Origin of the sequence: Paenibacillus sp. FSL P2-0322 (assembly GCF_037975315.1) — a bacterium.
GTDB lineage: Bacteria > Bacillota > Bacilli > Paenibacillales > Paenibacillaceae > Paenibacillus > Paenibacillus polymyxa_B.
In genome coordinates, this window is record NZ_CP150243.1 from 6,037,599 (window position 1) to 6,062,012 (window position 24,414).

The 24,414-nt window shown below is 48.9% G+C and carries 22 protein-coding genes; 2 read left to right on the forward strand and 20 right to left on the reverse strand.

The features are described from left to right. Positions 1 to 43 precede the first annotated feature (43 nt). The gene (locus MKY24_RS26755) at positions 44 to 211 is read right to left on the reverse strand and encodes a CxxH/CxxC protein (RefSeq protein WP_013373879.1); all 168 of its coding nucleotides are present in this window, start codon (positions 209 to 211) and stop codon (positions 44 to 46) included. A gap of 105 nt (positions 212 to 316) precedes the next feature. After that, positions 317 to 1,081: a class I SAM-dependent methyltransferase gene (locus MKY24_RS26760; protein WP_339201197.1), complete on the reverse strand. Its 765-nt coding sequence runs from the start codon at positions 1,079 to 1,081 to the stop codon at positions 317 to 319. Positions 1,082 to 1,314: 233 nt separating this feature from the next. On the opposite strand from MKY24_RS26760, the gene MKY24_RS26765 reads away from it, so the two are divergent. Then, on the forward strand, positions 1,315 to 3,036 hold the full coding sequence (locus MKY24_RS26765; protein WP_339201198.1) for a cellulase family glycosylhydrolase: 1,722 nt from the start codon (positions 1,315 to 1,317) through the stop codon (positions 3,034 to 3,036). 86 nt (positions 3,037 to 3,122) lie between these two features. On the opposite strand, the gene MKY24_RS26770 is transcribed toward MKY24_RS26765, so the two are convergent. Continuing rightward, positions 3,123 to 4,358, reverse strand: coding sequence for a trypsin-like peptidase domain-containing protein (locus tag MKY24_RS26770; protein ID WP_023991119.1), 1,236 nt, complete (start codon positions 4,356 to 4,358; stop codon positions 3,123 to 3,125). 503 nt (positions 4,359 to 4,861) lie between these two features. Between MKY24_RS26770 and MKY24_RS26775 the strand changes: the two genes are divergently transcribed. Continuing rightward, positions 4,862 to 5,068, forward strand: a complete 207-nt coding sequence (locus MKY24_RS26775; protein WP_007433188.1) for a hypothetical protein — start codon at positions 4,862 to 4,864, stop codon at positions 5,066 to 5,068. Here MKY24_RS26775 and MKY24_RS26780 read toward each other — a convergent pair. The 17 genes from MKY24_RS26780 to dnaB all read right to left on the reverse strand — a co-directional run bounded on the left by MKY24_RS26780 (position 5,037) and on the right by dnaB (position 24,413). Then, positions 5,037 to 5,843 (reverse strand): MBL fold metallo-hydrolase, encoded by an 807-nt coding sequence (locus MKY24_RS26780; RefSeq protein ID WP_053326502.1) that lies wholly within the window; start codon positions 5,841 to 5,843, stop codon positions 5,037 to 5,039. The two genes, MKY24_RS26775 and MKY24_RS26780, sit on opposite strands and share 32 nt — an antisense overlap. A gap of 6 nt (positions 5,844 to 5,849) precedes the next feature. Then, positions 5,850 to 6,614, reverse strand: a complete 765-nt coding sequence (gene yycI / locus MKY24_RS26785; protein ID WP_069080188.1) for a two-component system regulatory protein YycI — start codon at positions 6,612 to 6,614, stop codon at positions 5,850 to 5,852. Positions 6,615 to 6,632: 18 nt separating this feature from the next. After that, the gene (yycH, locus tag MKY24_RS26790; protein ID WP_339201201.1) at positions 6,633 to 7,973 is read right to left on the reverse strand and encodes a two-component system activity regulator YycH; all 1,341 of its coding nucleotides are present in this window, start codon (positions 7,971 to 7,973) and stop codon (positions 6,633 to 6,635) included. Further along, a complete protein-coding gene (gene walK, locus MKY24_RS26795) occupies positions 7,970 to 9,799 on the reverse strand; it encodes a cell wall metabolism sensor histidine kinase WalK (protein WP_160788382.1) in 1,830 nt (609 codons plus the stop codon). Before walK ends, yycH begins: the two co-directional genes overlap by 4 nt. Further along, positions 9,796 to 10,527, reverse strand: a complete 732-nt coding sequence (gene yycF, locus MKY24_RS26800) for a response regulator YycF (protein ID WP_028540971.1) — start codon at positions 10,525 to 10,527, stop codon at positions 9,796 to 9,798. Before yycF ends, walK begins: the two co-directional genes overlap by 4 nt. Before the next feature lie 232 nt (positions 10,528 to 10,759). Beyond that, positions 10,760 to 12,283 carry a M23 family metallopeptidase gene (locus MKY24_RS26805; protein ID WP_339201202.1) on the reverse strand — a complete coding sequence of 508 codons (1,524 nt, stop codon included), beginning with the start codon at positions 12,281 to 12,283 and terminating at the stop codon, positions 10,760 to 10,762. 323 nt (positions 12,284 to 12,606) lie between these two features. Then, complete coding sequence (locus MKY24_RS26810) at positions 12,607 to 13,263, reverse strand: hypothetical protein (protein WP_023991126.1); 657 nt, start codon at positions 13,261 to 13,263, stop codon at positions 12,607 to 12,609. 147 nt (positions 13,264 to 13,410) lie between these two features. After that, positions 13,411 to 14,127, reverse strand: a complete 717-nt coding sequence (locus MKY24_RS26815; RefSeq protein WP_075155007.1) for a GntR family transcriptional regulator — start codon at positions 14,125 to 14,127, stop codon at positions 13,411 to 13,413. Positions 14,128 to 14,154: 27 nt separating this feature from the next. Continuing rightward, positions 14,155 to 15,162 (reverse strand): CehA/McbA family metallohydrolase, encoded by a 1,008-nt coding sequence (locus MKY24_RS26820; RefSeq protein WP_023991128.1) that lies wholly within the window; start codon positions 15,160 to 15,162, stop codon positions 14,155 to 14,157. Then, the gene (locus MKY24_RS26825) at positions 15,155 to 15,622 is read right to left on the reverse strand and encodes a hypothetical protein (protein ID WP_023991129.1); all 468 of its coding nucleotides are present in this window, start codon (positions 15,620 to 15,622) and stop codon (positions 15,155 to 15,157) included. Before MKY24_RS26825 ends, MKY24_RS26820 begins: the two co-directional genes overlap by 8 nt. Beyond that, on the reverse strand, positions 15,619 to 17,133 hold the full coding sequence (locus MKY24_RS26830) for a hypothetical protein (protein ID WP_339201204.1): 1,515 nt from the start codon (positions 17,131 to 17,133) through the stop codon (positions 15,619 to 15,621). The genes MKY24_RS26825 and MKY24_RS26830 overlap by 4 nt, the downstream gene beginning before the upstream one ends. 31 nt (positions 17,134 to 17,164) lie before the next feature. Beyond that, positions 17,165 to 18,007 (reverse strand): ABC transporter permease subunit, encoded by an 843-nt coding sequence (locus MKY24_RS26835; RefSeq protein ID WP_076295142.1) that lies wholly within the window; start codon positions 18,005 to 18,007, stop codon positions 17,165 to 17,167. Between the two features lie 2 nt (positions 18,008 to 18,009). After that, positions 18,010 to 19,179: an extracellular solute-binding protein gene (locus tag MKY24_RS26840; RefSeq protein ID WP_025723151.1), complete on the reverse strand. Its 1,170-nt coding sequence runs from the start codon at positions 19,177 to 19,179 to the stop codon at positions 18,010 to 18,012. Between the two features lie 98 nt (positions 19,180 to 19,277). Beyond that, complete coding sequence (locus tag MKY24_RS26845; protein WP_034095133.1) at positions 19,278 to 20,309, reverse strand: ABC transporter ATP-binding protein; 1,032 nt, start codon at positions 20,307 to 20,309, stop codon at positions 19,278 to 19,280. 53 nt (positions 20,310 to 20,362) lie between these two features. Next, positions 20,363 to 21,187 carry an ABC transporter permease subunit gene (locus MKY24_RS26850; protein ID WP_023991134.1) on the reverse strand — a complete coding sequence of 275 codons (825 nt, stop codon included), beginning with the start codon at positions 21,185 to 21,187 and terminating at the stop codon, positions 20,363 to 20,365. 203 nt (positions 21,188 to 21,390) lie between these two features. Continuing rightward, entirely contained in the window at positions 21,391 to 22,677 is a 1,287-nt protein-coding gene (locus MKY24_RS26855; protein ID WP_025723148.1) for an adenylosuccinate synthase, read from the reverse strand. A 377-nt stretch (positions 22,678 to 23,054) separates the two neighbouring features. Further along, positions 23,055 to 24,413, reverse strand: a complete 1,359-nt coding sequence (gene dnaB, locus MKY24_RS26860; protein ID WP_023991136.1) for a replicative DNA helicase — start codon at positions 24,411 to 24,413, stop codon at positions 23,055 to 23,057. Position 24,414: the final 1 nt, after the last annotated feature.

The following is a 24,414-nucleotide window of genomic DNA, read 5'->3' on the forward strand; positions in this document are numbered from 1 at the left end:
ATACAAAAAGGACGTTTCTGCCCGAAACGCCCGTGCTTGTTTTTTAGACGACCAAAAACTCTGCTTTCTTCTCACATTCCTTGCACTTCACTGGAGGGTCCCAATCCGAAAATTTCGTTTCCTTAAGATCGACGACATCCGGTGCATCCTCGTATTCATCGACGAACATATCAATTGCCAGTTCCACATGCTCTTTACATACCACGTACATTCCAGTTGCATCCCTTTCCGTTTGAAGCTCTTCCTGTTGTAGGTGTGTCAAAACTGCCTACTTTTGTTCTACCACACTTGACGGGGAAAGGAAAGGGCTTGCTTTTTACCCCAGGCGTCTGGTTGTAAAAATAAGAAAATTACTGACATTCAGGTCCTCGTGAAAATGGGGATATTTTTCCAACATTTCGGCAGAAGGCTTGGGTTCGATCATCCCTTCCAACAGCAAACCCACCTCAATAATGGTCTGTACATAGCTGCTCAGCGTACGGTGAAAGTACAAAATTTTTTCTTCCTGATCATAAGGGATCGCTTGCTCCAATGGGCCTTCGTTGAAATATTGATCCACTTTCCAATATAGTTTTTTCCCTGTCTCATCCTTCACCCAACCACTCTGTGGCGTCTGGAAGCACGGATGCAGAATAGAAAAAATAAAGCGGCCTCCTGGAACTAATAATCGCTGCATTTCGGCAATCGCCTGCTCATAATGAGCCAAGTCCTGTATGACCATATTGGACACGATCAGATCAAAGCTCTGGTCCCCGAACATCTCCAGCTTTTCCAGATTGCCGTGGTGATATGTAATTCCCAATGCTGACGGCGTTCGCTCTTTGGCTAGCCTCAGCATCTCTGTCGAGTAATCGACAGCCTCTACCAACGCACCCGCCCTGGCCATTTTACGGCTTAGATAGCCTTCGCCACAGCCGGCATCCAGCACTTTTTTGCCCCCGAGAGGTCCCATACAGGCTTGCAATGCCGGGTTTAGCAGTACTTCGCGAGATCGATCTCCTTCCTCCGTGTACTTGGCAGTAAAGTTTTCTGCATGCATATCCCAGCGTCGAATGGCCTCTTCCGTGTCCCACTTATTCATATTCATCTCCTTCTTTCTTTTGTATTTACAAATCCGATCCTATACTACAATCCACGTAGGGCCATAGATTCTACACTCATTTCTGTATTTTTTCAATAATAACGCTTACAAAATTAAAATATCTAATTAACACATGATTTTTACATGAATTATACAGGTATTCCATATTCAAATAGTATGGTAGTGTTTTATAGGAAAGCGCTTTCAAAAATAACTTTGTAAAGGGGCCTGTTATGTTAAAACGAAGACCCGTTTCATTGCTGTCGTTGACGCTTGCCATCACCTTATTGTTATCTACGTTCGCATCCGTTGCCGCTGCTGCCGAATCTGACGGACAAGCACCACAAGCTGCGGCTGCGAGCAGCATGCAATCGTATGTGGAAGCCATGCAGCCTGGATGGAATTTAGGAAATTCTCTGGATGCTGTGGGGGCGGATGAAACAGCCTGGGGCAATCCGCGCATTACCCAGGCGTTGATCCAGCAAATTGCTGCCCAAGGGTACAAAAGCATACGCATCCCGGTCACCTGGGATAAGCACATTGGAGCAGCACCAAACTATACCGTTGAGTCTGCCTACATGAACCGTGTGGAAGAGGTTGTTCGCTGGGCACTGGATGCTAATCTGTACGTCATGATCAATGTCCATCATGATTCATGGACGTGGGTAAGCAGTATGGAGCCCAAACATGATGAGGTGCTGGCTCGCTATAAGGCATTATGGACACAAATTGCCCAGCGCTTTAAAGATCAACCTAACAAGCTGATGTTCGAAAGTATTAACGAACCCCGTTTCTCCGAAGGAGGGACTACGGATGAAGCGAAAATGAATCAGATGCTCCAAGAACTGAATGTATCCTTCCACAAAATTGTCCGCGCCTCTGGCGGTAAGAATGCCACTCGTCCCCTTGTTCTGCCTGGCTTGGATACTTCACCTGCTCAGGCCAAAATCAACGAGCTGTATAACACGATAACCAAGCTGAATGATCCCAATCTGATTGCCACCGTCCACTATTATGGTTATTGGCCTTTCAGTGTAAATATTGCGGGCCATACTACTTTTGATAAAGATACTAAAAACGATATCATCCAAACCTTTGATAACGTCTATAACACCTTTGTAGTCAAAGGTATTCCGGTTATTGTAGGTGAATTCGGTCTACTCGGCTTCGATAAAAATACAGGCGTTATTGAACAAGGCGAAAAGCTGAAATTCTTCGAGTATTTAACCTATTACATGAAAGAGAAGAAAATAACAGGCATACTCTGGGATAACGGCCAGCATTTTAACCGCACAACGTACAAATGGTCTGATCCTGAGCTCATTAATGTTATTAAAGCCAGTCTAAAAGGTCGTTCCTCCAATGCAGACCGTGATCTCATTCACTTGAAGAAAGACACCTCTGCTCAGGACACCAAGGTCACCTTAAACCTGAATGGCAATCAGCTGAAAACACTCAGTGTGGGCAGTAAGCAACTAACACAGGGCACCGACTATACGCTGAGCGGAGATACATTAACCTTAAAAGCCAGCTTGCTCACCAGCCTGACCACTTCCGGTAAATATGGGGAGAATGCCGTCATTACCGCTAAGTTTAACAAGGGGGCAGACTGGAACTTCAAAGTAGTCGTGTATGATACCCCAAAATTAAGTGCTGTCGAAGGGACTACACAAACCTTTACCATTCCAACGGACTTCCGCGGTAGCCAGCTTGCCACGATGGAAGCCGTTTATACCAATGGTGGCAATGCCGGTCCACAGGATTGGACGCCTTATAAAGAGTTTGGCAATACTTTTGCCCCTGCCTATGATGCCAATGGCATCAAGCTGCTACCTGAATTTTTTAATAGTGTAAAAGATGGTGAAGTCACGCTGAAGTTCCATTTTTGGAGCGGCGATGTGGTGACATACAAAATCACCAAGAGCGGAACCCGTGTAACGGGAACGACATCCTAATCTAAGGCTCAGCAGAAGATCGAAAAAGGCGTTCCCGGAAATGAGCCGGTGAACGCCTTTTTTTATAGTTAAGCCTATAAGTTACCTTAGCCTTCCGGCTTATCTGTTAATTTTAACATCACCGTTTCTTCCTTGCCTGCCCGGTAAAAAGTAACTTTCAGCTCATCGCCAATCTTCTTGTTATCGTACAAGTAGCGACGTAAATCAAGGGTAGAGTTAATCGGTTCGCTATCAAACGCTGTAATGACATCGTTCAGCTTCAAGCCACCCTCCTTGGCAGGACCATGGGCCTCCAGAACGACTGCTCCATTTTTCACGCTGTCCGGCAGCTTGAGCTCCTTGCGCTGAGTTTCATCCAGCGGTGCATATTCATTGTTTAGGTCCACCGTGTATACCCCCAGATAAGGGCGGGTGATCTTGCCGTCCTCAACCAGTTCATTCACCGTCTTCATTACCTCATTGGCGGGAATGGCGAAACCAAGTCCCTCAACACCAGTATCAGCGATTTTCATCGTATTGATGCCAATCACACGTCCGTCCAGATCGACCAGCGCTCCGCCGCTGTTTCCCTCATTAATCGCCGCATCGGTCTGGATCACATGCTGCTCCCAGTCATATACGCCATCCTGGTTAATGGAAATCGGAATGATGCGATTCGTATAACTCACAATACCGGAGGTAAGCGTGTCTCCCAGGCCAAGCGGATTGCCAATAGCAATGACCGTCTCACCCAGACGAAGTTTACTGGAGTCGCCGATATCCGCTACCGTGCTAATGCCTTTATCGTCAACTGCGAGTACAGCGATATCACTAATGCGATCCTTTCCGATCAGCTTTGCCTCTTTTCTGACACCGTCTACCGTTACAATATCCAGATCATCTGATCCTTCGACCACATGGTTATTCGTCATAATGAAGGCTTTGCCCGAACTCACTCGGAAAATGACACCCGATCCAAGTGCGGATTGTTCCGTGCTTTTACCATCTTCCTCTTTCAGATTCACGATGCTGACGACGGCTGGGCGCACCTTGGCTGCCGCCTGCACAATCCGATCATACGGATCACCCGCTGCTTGCCGCAAGGGATAGTGACTGGCTCCGGTTACCGCCGTAGTGGAGGGCAGGCCTGTAATAAAGCTGAACAGAAGCACAGCAACCACTGCACTGACTGCACCGCTAATGACAGCAGCTTGCACCGGACTTACTCCACGCTTCCTGTGTGGCCAACGTCCACGTCCTCCACGGCGCGCCTTAAATGCCATTTTTTTAGCCGCACGTGTGGATACCTTTGTTGAATAAAAATCGTCCTCAAACAAGCCCATGCTAATCCTCTCCCCTTCGTTGTCATGCACCGACACTCACTAAAAAATTAGGGCTATTCGGGCTTGCGCCAACCTATGCTACAGAGAACCTGCTCCGTTGAACATCTCAAATGGATTGAATATCCCTTATCATCGGAATCCAGCAACCAATCGTTCCGGCCTACTTATTAATCACCACAAATGGTGCCTTCCTAAGCAACCGAATCTCATAAATTAGCATACACGCCGAATCTGACCCCGAATAGAGGAAAAAAGAGGAATGATTTCCAAACCAATGGACTACAATAGTAACAAGTCTTCTATTCTATTACAAAATGATCGTCTCATAGAGACGTTCTGGCCTGTTCCCGTCCGCTTAAAGCTGCCTATACTTTCGATGAGAGCCTTCCTTCAGAAGGCTTTCCGTTGTTAGCTTTATTGTATCACAGCACCCAACAAAACCACAGGCAGAACCAAGCTCATTGCACGCCATTTCTAAAATATTTTTACAGGAGGAATATATGATGAATTCACATCGTTCGGCTATGGATGAAGTTCGCATGGCTGCCAAGCTTGCGGATTTGAAAGACGAGCATTACCGCAATACACTGGCGCTAAGTACATTGATTGAACTACTGGTGGACAAAGGCGTAGTGACCCGTGAAGAGGTAGAACGCAAAGCCGCCGAGCTGGACAGCTTTATGACTCACTTACCTTATCCCAAGGTGTAGGACGATCATAGTACGTATCGCACAATCGAAATTCACTGTCCTTGTAAAAACAGCCGCGGTCTTCCATCGCCCCACGTACAGTCAACTTCGCAAGTTCCATCATATTGTGGTCGCGGCTCAAATGTGCCAAATACGTTCGCTTCGTACGTCCTGTCAATAGCTCGCTAAGAATCGCGCCCGCCATCTCATTGGATAAATGACCGATATCACTGAGAATACGGCGCTTGATGTTCCACGGATAACGACCCATACGCAGCATTTCCACATCATGATTAGACTCCAGCACCAATACATCCGCGTCTGATATCGCCTGTTTCACTTTGTCGCTGACATAGCCAAGATCGGTCGCTACACTGAGCTTCTCTGCCCCATCATAAAAGCTATATCCTACAGGCTCAGCCGCATCATGGGATATGCCAAAAGACTCCACGCGTAATGACTCAAATTCCCGCGTTGCGCCTGTCTCCAATATTCTGCGGTTATCGTCTGCAATTTGCCCAACAGCATTGCTGATGGCAAACCATGTCTTCTCGTTAGCATATATAGGTAAATTATATTTACGCGCCATGGCGCCTAGTCCTTTAACATGATCGGAATGCTCATGCGTGACCAAAATACCATCCAACTCTTCTCCGCTCAGATCGCGTTCTTTCAGCAATTCGTCAATACGCTTCGCGCTGAGACCTGCGTCGATGAGCAATGTCGTGTCTTCGTTCCGCACAACGGTAGCGTTGCCGGTCGAACCGCTCGACAGCACGGTAAATGAAATCCCCATATCTGTTCAAGACCCTTCTGTATGTTCTGTCTTTGGACTAATGACATCTCCGTTCATCTGCACATAGTACACACCTTTCCCGTTGTCCATCATAAACCGCCACACGGGGGCAGCCACCTGGCTATCGGAGTTAAAGGTCTGTCCGTAATAACCGAGCCGGATATCCTTCACAATCGAGTCGCGCGGCAAATAACCGTCAATCAGCCTTGCCAGTGCTTTGGACGCAGGCAGCATTTTCTTTGCCTCATCCGAAGGCTGGAGATCGACCTTAATTTTGCGATACCCTGTAATTTTCTGATTGCTGTAAAACAGAGCCAGCTTCACATTAAATAGCGGCCACTTGCCCTGAACCAACGGATGGAGCACAAAAGCATCTGCTTGTCCGGATGCCAACTCCTCCTGAACATCCAGCGGATCATACTGAAAGTTATCGATATCCTTGATTTGTGGCTCCAATGCCTCAACTAGCGCGTCATGGGTGAATACCAGTTTGCTGTCCACCGGCTTCACCAGCTGCACACGATCATCCTTTTCTCCACTATGAACGTATGTGTAAGAAAGTTTAGGCAGCTGCGGGGTATCACCGGGAATCGGAGCCAGCACCTGAATGCTTTTCTCTTCCATTAAACGCTGCGTATTTTCATCCAATGAAGTAAAATCCAAATTCGGCCCTGCCGTTTCCTGCGCATCATGCCACAATTGGTAACCCAATACCACATTGAGCAGCAAAAATGTACAAATCAATACGTTTTTGGCGCGGCTCCAATCCATTCCCGTTCCCCCTTCCTGTCACCTCTTTGTCTCCCGGTCTGGCTTCGTTTGTGTTGCGTTGGATGCTATCGTTACAGGAACAGCATGAATCTCAGCAACAGAACCGTCACTGAGCGTAACGCGCCACTCAGGAGAAAGCTTCAATCCATCATTAATCAGCTCCGGCTGATATACAGGAGTCAGTTCTCTAATCGTCTTCCCTTTGCCTACAGTCTCCAGTTGCTTTTTCAAGGGCTCGCCGCCCGGCAGCATAACCTTCTTTGAGGATTGTTCTCCTCCCTTGAGATACAGCAACGAACGTTCATAGACAGAAGCCGTTTCCTGCTGGATTTGCAGCGAAATCGTACCAAAGCGGAACGATGGTGTGTCCAGCACTGGATAAGCACCATAATACTGCTGAAACATCACAGTTGTACGATTTTCATCACTGCTCTTCAATTTCAGCTGATACGAAGCATCCCAACCACCATGCTGATTCACAAAATCAACCGCGGCCAGCACATCCCTAATCGGACTGCTTCCACCCGCCCCCGGCGCACTGGGATCGGTATAGCTCATCCATCGTTGCTCCTGCTTGATTTGCAGACTACGCTTGCTGTCCGTATAAATTTGGGAGCCGTCCTTTTCCTGAATATTGCGCGTAATCCCCGGATCGAAAAACAAATTCCGCTGCATTTGCTCCGTCGTAAACAACCCGGCATACACCACAGGCTGTGTAGTTTCCAGGTCATTCACGGGAATGTAGTACTGATTATCCACCAGCTCGTACAACGGGGCATTTTTACCGAAATTCACATGCTGCCGGATGTCCTCTACCGTCATATCGAACTGGTTCGCCTCATACACCACATCGCCTCTGGCACTGAAAAAGAGCGCGTGCGGCTTGGCATTCTTTTCATCTATATAGATCCAGATGCGGTTAATCGTCTCTCCCTGAAACACCGAATCCGGCGTCAGACGCATGACCCGCTCCAGTAATGAAACCGGGACCCCGCCTGAAAAAGATAATTCGATGCCTTCATTTTCGCTGCGAATCTGCGCCCAGTCTGCCGATTGAATACTTCGACGTTGAAAGTTGTTAAAGCTTCGGCTTTCCAGCCGTGTATAAATTAAATCGTAAAAAGTAACACCCGGATAAAAAACGGTATGCTTCTTCTCACCTTGGTGAATGAGCATTTTATCAGGAAACACGAGGTTCTCAATCTTTTTCTCCTGCCCCATGCTTTCGGTTTTGACATAGTTCGTCTCTGAAGTGAGTACAGAATCACTGCCCGGAAGGCGGTAAATCAAAAAATAAGTCTGTACCAGGCTGGAAGCAACCAGCAAAATAAGCGTCCACGACTTCAAACGTTCCTTCACTGTGCTTCCCTCCCTTCACTCGACATGGGTAGCGTAAAGGTCGTGCAGGTTCCCTGACCGTATTCCGACTCCAGAAAAATCTGGCCCCCATGCGCCTTTACAATTTCCCGGGCAATCGAAAGTCCCAACCCCGTGCCGCCCATATTGCGCGATCTCGCCTTGTCTACACGATAAAACCGTTCAAAAATCCGGTCCAGATCTTTTTTGGGAATACCAATCCCGGTGTCCTGTACCGAAATGGATAGCATCCCCTCACTATTGCGGCGAGCTTCAATCCGAATACTCCCGCCATCTGGCGTATATTTCAGCGCATTGGACATCAGGTTGTCCAACACCTGCTCAATTTGGTCCCGGTCGATCACGACTTTACCGATTCCCTGCTCTACGAACATCCCTGAGCGAATGTGCTTTTGCTTCATTTGAAAAGAAAACCGATCTGCGACCTCGTCCAGCATCTCCATCACATCTGCAGGCTGCATCCGCAAAGGTGCCTCATTGGAATCGAGCCGTGACAGATGCAGCAAATCCGTAACCAACCGGATCATACGCTCTGTCTCGTTGCGGATCACGCCCACGAAACGCTCCGCGAGCTGCGGTTCAGCCATCGCGCCGTCATCCAGCGCCTCAGCATAGCTGCGGATGGTCGTCAACGGAGTGCGCAGCTCATGTGATACATTCGCTACGAATTCCCGCCGTGTCGTCTCCATCTCCTCCTGCTCCGTCACGTCTTGGAGTACGGCAATCGTTCCCGTAATGCCAAATTCCCGCCGATGAATCGGCGTGAATGTCACACGGATAACAATGGGTTCATCCTGACCGGCTGGCTCCAGCTGCAAGAGCGTGGAGGCCGAAGAGCCGCTATACAGGGCCTCGGTTTCCTCCGGGTCGATCCCCAGCAGTACCGCGATATGCCTTCCAGTCATTTCGTTCTCGTTTACGCCCAGCATGGCGCTGGCCCGACGGTTGACTAGAATGACCCGGCCATTGTCATCAGTAGCGACCACACCGTCGCTCATATTGGTCAAGATGGAGGAGAGCTTCTCCTTCTCCTCTTCATTTTGGGACAGCGCCTCACGCAGACGGCCTGTCATATAGTTAAAGGCCACGCTGAGCCTGCCGATCTCGTCATCACCAAATACAGGCATCTGCTGGTCGAATTTGCCCTCGGCAACCTCCGTTGCATGACGTGTCATCACCTTAATCGGGTGCGTAATCGTGTGGGCCAATACCACGCCCAGCACAGCCGTCAACGCGAGCGCAATGAGCATACCTGAAAGAAACACATTGTTAATGCGTTTCATCGTATCGTAGAGCTCGGTCATCGAAGCGGCGATGTACACCGCGCCGACAATCTTGCCTTGGCTGATAACAGGCTTGGCGACGACCTTCTTGCGGACATTATCCTCGTCCACCATGTATTCCTCGTTATCACGGATACCTTGGAGTGCGCGGCTGACCACTGTCTGCGTATTTTTGCGTCCGACATAATCGGCGTGTGAACCCTGAGAAGTAATTAATACTTTGCCGCTGGCATCCAGCACCTGAATTTCCGCGCCGCTGAAATCAAACAAATTATTCACGCGTGCACGCAGGCTTTCCACGCTGTCTTCTTCCATTTTGCCGTCACTGCCACTCAGATCCTGCTCCGCCAGCACGGACAGCATCTCCGCCCGTGCTTGCAAATCCTGCGTAAAATTACTCGTGAGAGAGTTTTTCATCGAGCTGACAAAGTAGACCCCAATCAGCTGCATAGCCACCAAGATAAGCAGCACATAGATAATAATCAGCTTTGCATGAATGGTACGAAAGAAAGACAGCCATCTCATGCCCGCAGGCCACCTTTGCCCCCGCTCACGATATATCCAAGGCCACGGCGTGTCAGGATGGTCTCCGGCTTGCTCGGGTTCTCCTCAATCTTCTCGCGCAACCTCCGAATGGTCACATCCACTGTCCGCACATCCCCGTAGTATTCGAAGCCCCACACCGCCTGGAGTAAATGCTCCCGCGTCATGACTTTTCCGGCATTCTTCGCCATGTAGTGCAATAGCTCATACTCACGGTGCGTCAGGTCAAGCGGTGTTCCGTTTTTGTAAGCTGTATACATATCCGTATCAAAAAAGAGGTCGCCCACGCGCAGCCCCTGCTTATCCTCCTGCGGTCGGCTTTCCGAAGCGCTTGCCCCGCCGCGTTGCTGTCTGCGCATCTGTGCCTTCACCCGTGCCAGCAATTCCCGTGTGCTGAACGGTTTTGTCACATAATCGTCCGCGCCCAGCTCCAGCCCCAGCACTTTGTCGATTTCGCCGTCCTTGGCGGTCAACATAATAATCGGCGTCTGGAGCTGATGCCCACGTACCTCGCGGCATACGTCCATGCCATCCATGCCCGGTAGCATCAGATCCAGCAGAATCAGGTCTGGCTGCTGCTTGACCGCGATATCCACCGCGCTGATTCCATCGAAGGCGCAAATCACCTGGTAGCCCTCTTTTTCCAAATTAAATTTTAAAATATCAGCGATTGGCTGTTCATCATCCACTACCAGAATCGTTCCCTGCATATAGCGTTCACCTCTCTTCACGGATCATAATTTATAATTAACTTACGTTTGTCAGTACCTATAAGATGTTTATTCTATTCTATCATACCCGTGAGCCATTCCATTACTTCTCTAGACCCTTTTCTTTAAGCAGAAAAAAACCATGCCTGCACCTAATGTTAAGCATGCAGAAAAACATGGCCTTTCCCTTTGATTCTCATAAATCATGTAACTCTCGATATAAACATCCAATCTATCTTAAATACGTCATTGGATTGCGTGGCGTATTATCTTTACGAATTTCAAAATGCAGATGCGTTCCGGTTGAGCGTCCTGTGTTCCCCATGACCCCAATCGATTCGCCTTGCTGAACCACCTGTCCTACATGAACGCCAATGCTGCTCAAATGCCCGTACACGGTTTGGTAGCCGTTGCCATGATCAATCATAATGACATTGCCGTATCCATTCTGCTGACCTGCAAATGATACCACGCCTTCATCTGATGCGTGAATGTCAGCACTACCGACCAAGTCCACACCCTCATGCATACGTCCCCAACGTGCGCCAAAGCTACTCGACATCGATGCGCCGGACACCGGCCAAGCGAACTGTCCTGAGCCTTCTCCCACGACCTTCGTCCCTCTAAGAACCACCTCAGTAACAGACGGCTGCAGCACCTTTTGACCGAGCCATTCCTCTTGCACGACCTCGCCGTTCTCCTTGGTCAAACGATAGTCCATCTCTTTAAGACCTGCTTGTCCCGGTCTGACCACTTTGGTAACTCCTGCCTTCAGTTCATCGCTCTGGCGAATCTCAACCTCAGGCTCGATGGCAATCTGTTCGACGACCTTCTCTACTGTTCGGACCGTAACCGGAACCTTTGGAGCAGTAAGCTTCAATTCGTCCCCAATTTGCAAATACAGCTCACGCGAACCGGGATTGTTCTGCTTAATCTCCCAAGCGGTCATATTAAATTTAGTTGCAATCGAAGACAAAGAATCGCCTTCTTGCACTGTATACGTGATAGGAGCCTCGCGCCCCTCAGTCAACACTTTGACTGCTTCAGCCTCCGTCAGCACCTTGTTCGGGTCTGCTTTCACAGGCTCGTACGCGATTTTCTCACGGATACCGGCAGACTCCAGCCATGCTTTAGGGGTTTTAGTACTAGCACTCGCATGGCTGCTGCCCACGGATGTTTTGCGAACCAGCCCCTTGATGCCTGTAGATGTACCCTCACCCACAGGTGTGTACTTCTTCTGTACTTGTTTTAAAGCCGCTTGTGCAGTCGCTTTGTCCTTTACAATGCCAACCGTCTGACCGTTGACCTTCACTTCTACCCCTTTGGCATACGCTGTCAGCATACCGTCCAGCTTCTTCAGCGTGGCCGCGCTGTCGATATCCGCTTTATATGCCTTCTCAATGCCTGTCGTTACCGCGCTCGTATTGAGCACCATATCGACGCCGGGATACTTGTCCTTATATTGTTTGCTCTTCGTTGCGTACAGCTGTTTAAGTTGTTGCTCATTCAAGATATTCCCGACCTCGACGCCTTTTACATACACTTTATAATAAGGAACTGTGTTAGCCCCGACATACTGATTACTCGCAAAAATAAGACTGCCTGCAATCACCACACCGCCTGCCGTCCAGCTCAACCACTTTCTCCGACCGCTCCACCACTTTGCTATTTTCCCCGCTTCCACAGCAGGCTTGTCTGCAACGTTTGAGTCTGCATTCCTGCTGTCTGGTGAATCCTGCTCCCTCAAAACCTTCATGACTCTCTCCTTTTCAGCATATCTTATCTCTATATAAATGCGTTCGTTATTGGTCTTTCACACTATGAATCTAGCCTGTATTCACAAGCATCTATGATATTAGTCGCTATCTACCATTGCATAGTTGCGTAAAAGGTTTCAAAAATTTAACCTTTTCACAACACTGTTTACTTTAACATAGCCTTTACAAAGAATTCAACTACACTCCAATTCCTTCCTGACACGCAAAAAAATCCGCGCATGGCGCGGATTCTATAGTCCTATTTTGAGCATAAACATTTCCCATGAATTCATCGTTTATTATTCAAGATTTTGCAAAATACTCATTTAAGCAAATCCATCAACTTGTTATATTCCTCTTTGGTCAAATACTTCGCAAGCACCTGCTGAATATCCTGAAGCTCCTGCTCGGTGAGACCGCCTTCCATCGCAGCTGATATTTTCTGCATCTCCTCCGGCGGCAGCTTATTCATCAGAATCGCAAAAATTTCCTGCTTCTGTGCCGCTGGTAAGTTGTTCTTCTTCTCCGTCAAATGGTCGGGCGTAATCACTAAATCATGGCCTTCAATACTCGTTTCGGGTGTAGCTGTACCTTCTGCCTGCTTCCGTGACTCGTTGCCTGATGTTCCGGCCGACGTGGCCCCCTCCTGAGATACCTTGCCATTGGCTACGCCACCAGCCTCACTCCCGCTTTCTTCTAAGCCCTGTCCCATGACAGGCAACGCATCATCAGGCGGTGTTACACTTCCCGAGCCACTTCCCGTCGTCTTGTTCTTCCCCGTGTTTGTGCTTTGGTCCGTACCCGCACTGCCTTTTAGCCAACCCAATCCCCATATGGGCTGATGATCAAGCTGAATGTTAAACTGCCGTAGCAGCGATTGAACATAAGCATTAACGACTACACCTGTCACTGCCAGCGTTAGTGCGCTAACCAACACCACCGTCATTCCTTTTTTGAGCAGCCACCCAAGCCACCTCATATCCCGTTACCTCCTTATACGCATCCTGCCATGTGTGTATCATCATGAAGTGCATATAGATCAGTATTGACGAGATATGACGATTTTTAACCCATGGAATATGTAAAACTAGCACAATTCAATAGAAGATGCCACATTCTGATTGAATCAGCGCGTACGACGCACCCAGAAACGGAAAATGTCACTGCGGACATAATCCAGAGAATACAGCACCTGCCTGTTCATTTCATCATAGTGAAGCTGCTTCAATAGTAATACCGTAGCCTGCGGATCCTTCAGCAGACGTGTCATATGTGCGTCGTCATAGTTGGGAACGGTAAGCTCGGAATACGCTCCGACGATTCGCACCCCCGCCTTGAACTCAAGACTCTGAAAAAGCGAGCCTGAAAAAGAGTCACCTTCCAGAATGGGACCGGCTAATTTCTCTGGCATCCAGTTTATAGAGTGGGCTACAGCCTCTCCGTTGGCAGTTCGTGTACGCTCTAGGGCAATCATGGGCTCATTTTCGGAAAATCTCATCTGTTCGGCAATATCAGGAGGGCAAACCGAAATTCTCTGAATGGATTCCAGCTGCTCGTCTTCCCGTAACCCTGCCGAACGAATCATGTCCCCGATGCTGTACAGGCGGTCCAGCGAGCTTGGAATACTCGGCAGCGGACAAGTAGCAAACGTGCCACTCCCGTGTTTTACTAGTAGCTTACCTTCCGATTCCAGTTGGCGGATAGCTCCCCGTAGCGTCGTACGTGAGACACGAAACGATTGGGAAAGTGCAGTTTCCGACGGCAGCCGATCCCCCGGACCCATTTGATTAACCTTCATATATTCTTCTATAAGCTGCTTTATGTTCTCTTGTTTTGTTGACACCGTCCGAAGCCCAGCCTTTCTATTGTGTTAAGCCATATAAATCGGATTCGTAAAAGCAATCATCATCACGCAGTCTTCCATGCAGCCGTAAAGCTCCGCTCGTATCCAGCCCTTTCCTAGCGGATCTTGCAATGACAGCGTATATTCTCCTGTGTGAGCAGGGATCTGGATCTCGGAACATATTCCATGACTACTTGTCAGCAGAAGACGAAGATTCTGAGGCTTGAGGTTATAATGGGATGCTCTTGCTTCCACATCCAATTGAACCGTCACCGATAGTGAATCCTCTACAGTCAGCTCTATACATTCGCCGATGTGATAACGATTTTCTTTGCCCTTAATCTGTGCCCACATCGTCAGTAACGGTCCCATTGTAACTGACACTGAACCGTGGCGAATCGCCTCAACTGCCCGGCCTGCTAAGCCTTCTCGCTCTTCTGCTTCATCATGAACCCCCAGATACGTAACAGCCGGAAGCGCATCATCCGGTTTAGATACATGCCAGTCCCGACCGCTTACCGCAGTGATGCGATACCCCTGATTCAACAAATCGGTCCACATGGCAAACGCCCGCTGGCTATCCCGCTTAATAGATGGCATAAGCGTTGACCAGACCTCTATATAATCCACCTCATGCCAATCCTGAATCGTGTATTCCCAAAAGCACCCCGTGCAGATCGGACTTCCGATCCTGAACGGATGGGCAATCCCTGCAATGCCTCCCTGCTCATGCACCTGCCGAATCCCCTCATGGATGTCATCTGGTCCCAGCACACGCCAGTCGATAAAGCGGTCAACCCCAAGCGTCAGCATGTGCCCGTAAAAGGTCGTCCACTCCATCCCTGAAATGATCGGGAGACCGAACTGCCGCTGAACCCGTTCCTGATCCGCAAGTGCCGATTGCGTGTTGTGATCCGTCATAGCGATACATTCAAGCCCGAGATTGGCTGCACTTTGGGCCAGCTCCTCCAGTGTTTGCTTGCCGTCGCTGTGAAGCGTATGGGTGTGAAGCTCAGCCGGAATCCATTTAAGCATATGCTGCTTCCTCCCCCAATACATGAATTTGGTAGGCAAGCGTCTCGGTCACAACGGCATGCAGACTGACCGTAATCCGCCACATGCCTGGCGGATGATCTCCTGCAAGGAATCCCGGGGAAGCCGCAGACGAACCGAGCCAATGCTCCTGCTGCATCTCGGGACGGTGCGCATTTCCGCGGTGACGGAGAGGATCATCGACAGACAGCGTTAATAAATTTTGCAGCGGTATATACTTCTTCCATAGATCGGATGAATGCCCCGGCTCTTCGTATCCGTATTTGCTCATGCTTTCCTCAATGATTTCTCGTGCTTGCTCTTGATCCTCCAATAACTTGGGCGTGTAAGAGAAGTGAATACGGATCGTTTCAGTCGGCTGTGGAATATGAAAAGAGTACGTAATATGGCTCTGGGTGCAGGTTCTGTCGACCGTTCCTTCCACATACAGTAGTCTGCTCATGACTCCCCATCCTGGCTAGACGGTTCATCCACAACATGTTTCACCATATCATTCACAGTATGTTCTTCATCACCCGACATGTCTTTGTCTGCCGCCCACAAAACACCCACGGGTTGAAGCCGCGTCAGCTCAATCACCCGGTCTGTACGAATACCTGGAAACTGCGGGAGATTATCTTCGTTTAACGTAAAAGCACACAGTCCGACCACTTCCATGCTGTCCGCACCGCCTTCCAGCAATACGGCTCTGATTTCAGCTATATCCTCAAGCACAGCTTCTCCAGACAGCTTGACCGTGGTAGAAAAATGTGACTCTGCCCCCTCATAAGCGGCTCTAAATTCCCCGAGTCTCAGATCATAATGGCACGATGAATACCACTGCTCCGAGCCGTGAAGGCGAAGCTGGACATCGACACAGGCATCCTCCTCACGCCGATTGAAGCCAGGTCTGGACGCTGGAACCGATTCTCTGCCTGAATCCCGCAAGGGGCGTTTGGAAGTCTGTATAAACACATAGCTACGCTGGTGTGCAAGTGTAATGGAAGACGCTTGTGATGGCATTTCCAGCTCCTGCTGACGTTCCATCTCCCACCCAGTGACCTGATAGGCAAAAGGAAAACGGCTCATGACAGCCTCACGCGGCTCTTCCTCTGGTTTCCAATGGAAAGCAGGCGGCAGCATAAAACGATAGTCCGATGAAATGTCATCCTTAAAGTTTCCGTTGGTTGTTGCGGATTGGAGAACAGGATGCCCGCCCAGATCATAATTCCCATTAAACGCAGTCGTAATATGATGTGCCCCCTGGAAAACAGCTTCCAGAACATTGTCCTCTGCATCTAGCTCTACGCGGTACATCCATTCGATATCGGTGGTTCTTCCCCATTTGCTCATAAGCAGCGGCGCGGGCGTTCCCTCATCTTCATGGCTGAACATCATCTGGTATTCGATGACCGTCTTCCCCTCGTTCACTTCTATGGAATAGAACAAAACAAGCGGTGTATCCGTAAAGCGATTCTCATAAGGATGTGACAGATTACGGCCATATAAAAGCGGGGTATGGCGATAAATCAGCGATCTTGGAGAGGAATCAGCCACGCAGCGCAGTTCAACCCCGTCGATCCATGCTCGAGATACAAGCGGAGCCGATTCCAGTTCGCGGAATTCGGCATAGACCTCATAATCGCCTTCTTTTAGATATCCCAACAAACGGGTGTACACTCCCTGACTGCTACCATAGTACAAAATGACATCTTGATTATAGGCTTCATTCAGGTAGAGACGTACGAAGGCAGATTCTCGATCTGTCGCAGCCCAGTCACTGTCTGATCTGGCGAACAGATCAAGCTCCGCGTATCCGTCTTCTGGCATGGAAAATGTAAACCGGAATCCGTTTCCCGGACTGAGCTCAACCTCCGCCTTGTGTAAGGCAATCCGATAACCGCAATCCAGCAGATCCTTTTCCCACACTCGCCCACTAAACCCGGTAATTTGCACCTCTGCTTGGCTGTTCATCCCTGTAACCTCCTTAGTGTATAACGGCGGTCTAGCTGGCATCCGCATCCTTCACCATTGTCCGAATATAAAAGTAGCCCATAAAAGAACACAGTAGAAACATAAACACTGCCATTGCGCTGGCCGTATGCGTCTCCTGATAGCTGGAAAACACCTGCTGCATCGCAACACCCAGCACTTGTGGTGAGTTGGCACCGATCAGGAAGGGAGCCGTAAAGCTTCCCATGATTCCCATGAAAATGAAGGTCACCGCAACCCACATCGTTTTGTAGGAAAGGGGTAAAATAAAGCGCCCAAACAGCTGCATCGTGCTGGCTCCGGCATCTCTGGCACTTTCGACGACAGCGTTTGGAATGCTGGCAAGTGCCGAGCTGAGCAGCATGGTTGCGAACGGAATGTTGAACCACAAATTAGCCAGCACCAGCCCTTTGTAGTCATAAATAATCCTCGGAATCGTCTCAATGCCAAGCGGCAGCAAAAGACGTGTAGCCCAACCGTGATTACCATACATAGTAATGATCGCATACGTTGCAATTACACCGGGAACAAACATCGGAATAAAATACAACCGACCTATCCACTTCACGACAACCCCTTTACCGAATCTCAGATAAACCGCCAAAGCATAGCTGATGACCAGAGTAAGGGCCGTCGAGACTAACGTGACATTAATGGTATACATGATATTTCTACGCATGGCAGGTTCCGTGAACAGCCGAATATAGTTGGCCAGACCGTAGCCCGTTCCATATTGATCAATCAAGCTTTCCTTTACGGCATAGAGAATCGGAATAATAACGACGACCAGCAAAATGAGAAAAGACGGGATGACCAGGGCAAGCCCCAGCATCCCCCTTTTGGACAATGAACTCATGATCAACCGCCCGCTACTTCACTTTGCCAGCGTTTGTAGATTTCCTGCTGAAGCTCTCCGCTGTTAAAGCTGCGGTATCCAGAAGATACACTGTTAAATTTCTCTTGCAGCTCCGTTGGCATCAGATTCCACTTAATCCCCGGATAGCCGTACATTTTATTAATAACCACCGTTTGCGCTTCGGGCGTCAGTATATAATTCAAGAATTCCTGAGTTGCTTCTTTTTTGGAGGAAAGCGAAGGAACCATCAGATAAGAGGGTCCACCTGTAAAGGCAGGGTCGATCTGTGTCAGCTTCACCGTGTCTGGAAGCAGCCCTTTAGCCAGTTGCTCGAGCGCCATATCAGACCAGGCTGGAACCATGTCAACCTCTCCACTTGCTAAAATATCAAGCGTGCCTTGGTTCTTCTTAGGATAGACTCCTTTTTGGTACATTGAAGGGCCCAGTTCCTTGAGCAGTGAGAAGCCTTGATCCCATTTCTTCATATTTGCCGGATCATCACTGTTCATCGCCTCTGGTGGAAGGAAATTATAGATAACCGTGTTCACAAACGAGCTGCCTGACCCACCAGTGGACGGATCATTATAGGCAAACTTACCCGGATGCTGACGAATCCACGTGTACAGCTCGTCGGCTGTTTTCGGAGGTGTTGCTACTTTTGCACTGTTATAGGCAAGGACAACCGAAGAGGCACGGTATGGAATGGCCTGATTGTTGACTTGCTTGAGATACGTTTCATCAACATTCTTCAAATTTGGAACCTTGGCAGCATCCACCGTTTCCCACAGTTTCTCGCCTACCCCTTTGGTGATGTCATCCAGACTGCCTTCGTACAGGTCGATATCTGTATCGGTTTGTCCGCTTTTCTTGGCTGCGATCAGACGATCCAGTGTAGATGCGCCTCCGGTCCCTGCTGGCAAATACACCAGTTTGACCTTAACGTGATCATTTTTAGCTTCAAAGTCCTTGATTAACGTTTCCCACAGCTCTTTGACGTTCAGGGACCCTCCAGTGTACAAGGAAATTTCCGTCGTTCCCGTAGCCGCTCCCGCTTTTGTAGACTTGGCTTCCCCTGTAGCCGTGGCGGCATTACCGCCGTTTCCACAGCCAGCCAACAACGATAAACTAAGTACCCCTGCCAAAACCAGACCCATATTCTTTTTCCCAAACACGTTGTTGCCTCCTTTAGATAGTTGCACAAGTTCGCAGCATCACCAGATGATGCGTTCGTGATGGACATTGATGCGATATAGAGGTTGATCGTGAATCTTCACTGTGCTGATGGAAAAGTAACAATTTTACTGAAGCTGAAGCTGATGTGCTCTCCACTGCGCAGCTCGGCCGCTCGTTCACGCGGCACAAACATTTTCAGATGATGGGTACCGCTATCCAGCGAAACTTCCGCATAATGCCCGAGAATCATCACTTGTCTGATCGTTCCGGCTAGAGAACCATTTTCTTCCGTCGTCAGAACAATATCCTCTGGTCTTACACCAACCATGGATTCACCTGTGTATTCATGCTCTTGTGCAAACGGTATTCCGCTCACAGAGACACTGCGACCTGTGCTCACCCCCTTTAATAAATTAATACGGCCAATAAAACCCGCTACAAAAAGTGACTGTGGCTTGTCATAAATCTCCTGCGGTGAAGAGAGCTGCTCAATTCGGCCCGCATTCATAACGACGATTCGGTCAGAAATAGACAGCGCCTCCTCCTGATCATGGGTGACGAACACCATCGTCATCCCTGTCTGGGTCTGGATATCGCGCAGCTCCTCTCTCATCTCCATGCGCAATTTGGCATCAAGCGCGGAAAAAGGCTCGTCCAGCAGCAATACATCAGGCTTTAGCAGCAAAGCCCGAGCGAGTGCTACCCGCTGCTGCTGACCGCCCGAGAGCTGTCCCGGCGTTTTACGCTCTGCGCTCTCTAGCCGAACCAGCGCTAGCGCTTCCTTCACCTGACGGTCAATTTCTGTCTTCTTCACCTTTCGAATCTTCAACCCGAAAGCCAGGTTGTCATACACGGTCATATGCGGCCACAAATTATAACTTTGGAACACCATAGCCGTCGGACGCTTTTCGGGCGGCAGTTTGAGTACGCTTTTACCCTGAATCTGAATGTCGCCACTGTCCGGGTCCAAAAAGCCGCCAATGGAGCGAAGCACGGTTGTTTTACCACAGCCGGAAGGTCCCAGCAGTGTCACCAGCTCTCCCTTCATCACGTCAAGTGAAATGCCTTTGACTCCGTCTCCTGTCTTGAAGCGCTTAGTTAACTCTTGAATGGATAATTGAATGGGCATTAGCTTAGGCTCCTTTTTCAGGATTTTGCAAACTCCTCTTTTGACCAATTACGTTATTTCACCTGAAATCCGCCTGCCAGTACATCCGCACTTACAAAACGCTTGGCTGCCAATAGCAGAATGATCGTTGGCAGGGTAAGAATGACAGAGAAAACAGCGCCCGTTGTGCTCGGATAATCAGCAATGATGGAATACATGATGACTGGCATTGTTTTATAGTCCGGTGTTCCGACAAGGAGTGTCCCCTGTGCTTCATCTAGTGAAGCAAGAAAGGTAAAGATGGAGGCGACCACAATGCCGGGCAGCGCCATAGGAAAGGTGATTTTCCAAAACACCCGAAATGGTCCGGCTCCGGCATCCCGCGCTGACTCCTCCTGTGCACGATGTACGCTGCGGAAGGCAGAGGAAGGAATCCAGGTCATATACATGAGCGTGTTTACCATATGGATAAGCACAATGCCTGCAAAGGTGTTCATCAACCCGAATTGGTAGAATAGTACGGCAATGGACACATACAAACCCATTTTCGGAAAAGCATGCGTAAGCAGGAATGAGAAAAGAAACCACTTACTGAGCGGGAAAGAAATTCGTGCAAAGGCATAAGCAGCAGGAATACATACGATAATGGAGCAGACCGTAACGGTAATCGCAATCAGGAAGGATAGGGAAATCGAGCTGAGTACATCATCCTGGGTAAGTACAAACTTCCACCATTCCAGTGACAAGCTCTGCGGGAGCGGTGCAGGATACTGCCATTTTCCCGAAACCGCCAAAAGGAGAAGATTGGTCAGAGGCCCTAGGAAAAAAATGACGAAAATGACAAGCACGATGAATTCCACAATTTTGCGTGTGCCGAGTGAGCGAAGATACCAGTTCATAATTCATCCCTCTCAAGACGTCTAGACGTCCGAATCTCTTTTCTATTTGGATTATAGAGAGGGTTTGTTATCACAAATCGACAAGGAAGATAAGATTATGTAAAGGGGAAGATACCATTTAACACTTCACAGAATAAAAAAAGAGAGAGGCTGCTAACAGCCTCTCTCTTTGAACGTGTATCAATAGCTATATCATTCTTGTCCTACAAATAAATCGGAAGCACCTGATTTGTTTGATCGCGATTACGCCCAACCGAGAAAATAGCAATTGGGATACCTGTCAGATCAGACACGCGTTGTACGTAATTGCGTGTAGTCTCAGGCAGTTCCTCCAGCGTTTTCACACCAGTGATGTCTTCGCTCCAACCTGGCATTTCTTCATATACCGCTTCGCATTCCGCCAGCATTTTTAGGCTAGCCGGATAATGCGTAATCACCTCACCGCGGTACTTGTAACCTGTACAAATTTTCACTGTTTTCAGGCCAGTCAATACATCCAGCGAGTTCAGGGAAAGACCCGTTAACCCACTGACACGACGGGCATGACGCACAACAACGCTGTCAAACCAGCCAACACGACGAGCACGACCTGTAACCGTACCGTACTCATGACCTGTTTCACGAATGTAATCGCCGACTTCATCGTTCAGCTCAGTTGGGAAGGGTCCATCACCTACACGAGTGGTGTACGATTTAGCCACACCGATGACTTGTTGAATCTTGGACGGGCCTACACCGGAACCAATACATACGCCGCCAGCCGACGGGTTGGAGGACGTAACGTACGGATACGTACCTTGGTCGATATCGAGCATAACGCCTTGCGCACCCTCGAACAGTACCTTTTGATTTGCGTCAATCGCATCATTCAACACGACAGACGTATCTCCTACATAAGGACGGATAAATTCAGCATACTCCAGATACTGTTTCAGTATTTCTTCTACGTCCAATGGCTCGCCGCCGTATACTTGTTCAATCACTTGATTTTTTTCTTTCGTTTGGTGGCGCAGCTTCTTTTCGAATTCCTCTGCATCCAGCAAATCAGCAATACGAATACCGTTACGTGCAGCTTTATCCATATAAGCAGGGCCGATCCCTTTACGGGTAGTACCAATTTTGTTAGGACCTTTGCGGTCTTCTTCCAGCACATCCAGCGTCATATGGTACGGCATAATCACATGTGCACGGTCACTAATGACCAGATTTTTTGTGGAAAAGCCATTATCATGAATGTAAGTAATTTCTTCAATAAGAGCGGCTGGATTTACTACCATGCCGTTGCCAATAACACACTTTTTATCTTCATAAAAAACGCCGGATGGAATCAGGCTCAGCTTGTACTTTTTACCGTCAATGAGAATCGTATGACCAGCATTGTTTCCGCCTTGGTAACGGGCCACCACTTCAGCGCTTTCCGCCAGATAGTCCGTGATTTTACCTTTGCCTTCGTCTCCCCATTGTGTTCCCACAACGACTACAGTTGACATGTTTCATTCCTCCGTGGAGTGCCCACAGACACTCTGATTTTGAGCTGACACACTACGCATATCCGACTTCAATCGCCTGAGCGAGCAGATATGGAGCGTTCTCGGACAGCAGGAAAAAACGTCCGTCGCAGACATTCCGTAGGTTCGGAAAGCCCCGGGCGTATTGTTCTCCCCACTGCGTTGAAGCAGCACTATAAGTGTAACAGCACCATTTTTTAAAGTCAAATAAAAAGCGAACATTATATTACATGAAAATAGTATTGTTCGTAATTGAGAGTTTCATTCCTTATATGAAAATACGTGAACCCTATAAAAAAGGACCCTTTCGAGATCGCGAAATCCGCGTCGAAAGAGCCTTTTCTTATGATACTAATATGTTATCCGGCGAACGCATCCGAATGGGCACGCTCGTAATTAGCGAATTTATTATAATTTTTGAGAAAGACCAATTCTACCGTACCGACCGGGCCGTTACGCTGCTTGGCAATGATAATCTCAATAATATTCTTCTTTTCTGTTTCCTGATTATAGTAATCATCCCGGTACAGAAACGCCACGATATCAGCATCCTGCTCGATAGAACCCGATTCCCGCAAGTCACTCATCATCGGCCGCTTGTCTTGACGCTGCTCCACACCCCGACTCAGCTGGGAGAGGGCAATTACAGGCACTTCAAGCTCACGGGCGATTTGCTTCAATGTCCGTGAAATTTCGGATACCTCCTGTTGCCGGTTCTCGCCTGCTTTGCCTCGTCCGTGAATAAGCTGCAAGTAGTCGATTACGATCATGCCAAGTCCCTTTTCCGTCTTGAGACGGCGGCACTTGGCACGGATATCAGCCACAGTGATGCCGGGCGTATCATCGATATAGATTTCCGCCTCTGACAAGGCTGCAATGCCCATCGTCAGCTTCGCCCAATCGTCGTCGCCTTTAAATTCACCTGTCCGCATGACGTTCGCGTCCAGATTGGCCTCGGCGCAAATCATCCGCTGCACGAGCTGAGCGGCCGACATCTCCAGACTGAAGATGGCTACTGTCTCTTTTGCCCGAACTGCAACGTTTTGCGCAATATTCAGAGCGAACGCTGTTTTACCTACGGATGGACGGGCGGCCACAATGATCAAGTCATTGCGCTGGAAACCCGCCGTCATCTTGTCCAAATCAACAAACCCGGACGGAATCCCGGTCGTATTGCCCTTGTTCTGATGCAGCAATTCAACGCGGTCAAACACTTCCATCACGACATCGCGGATGGCAATAAAGCCACTACCTGAGCGCCCGTTGGATATCTCCATAATCTTGCGCTCAGCATCGCTCAGCATACCAGCGACATCTTCGCCACTGCTATAGCCTTCGCTCACAATCTGTGTAGCTGCACGAATCAAGCGACGAAGCATCGCTTTTTCTTCAATGATCTGGGCATAGTAATCCACGTTAGCCGCTGTTGGCACCCCGTGAGCCAGCTTCGCCAGATAACTGACACCGCCGATATCCTCTAGCTGTCCCTTGTCCTGAATTTTCGAGGTCAGCGTAACCAAGTCAATCGGCTGTCCGGATTCACCCAGCTCAATCATTGCTTCGTAAATCATCTGATGAGCCTTATCATAAAAGTCCTCGGTCTGCACCCGCTCCATTGCGGTAATCAGTGCTTCAGACTGGAGCAAAATAGACCCGATAACCGCCTGTTCAGCCTCCAGATTTTGCGGAGGAATCCGATCAAAAAATTCGCCGCCCATA